Source organism: Candidatus Kosakonia sp. 282A-S69 (assembly GCF_029433855.1).
GTDB lineage: Bacteria > Pseudomonadota > Gammaproteobacteria > Enterobacterales > Enterobacteriaceae > Kosakonia > Kosakonia cowanii_A.
In genome coordinates this window covers 254,921-255,179 of the sequence record NZ_JAROAU010000005.1, presented here as the reverse complement: position 1 = coordinate 255,179, position 259 = coordinate 254,921, and positions in this window count along the sequence as shown.

The following is a 259-nucleotide window of genomic DNA, read 5'->3' as shown; positions in this document are numbered from 1 at the left end:
GAACTAGCTCTTTATTATCTATTTTATAAGTTCTATACTTATCATTACGGAATAATAGTTACGCTAGTTTATAAAAGGAATCAGTTATAAAGGTAACGACTATAGCTACCGTTATTATAGTGTACTTTCTAGTAAACGGCTTCTAGGTAAATAGACAGCACGCCTAAGAGCATAACTGATAGAGTACCGTCATCCAGATCTATCGCCCAGACCATTGCCCTGCCCCCCGTTAGCAATTGAAGATGCAAAAAGATAGGAC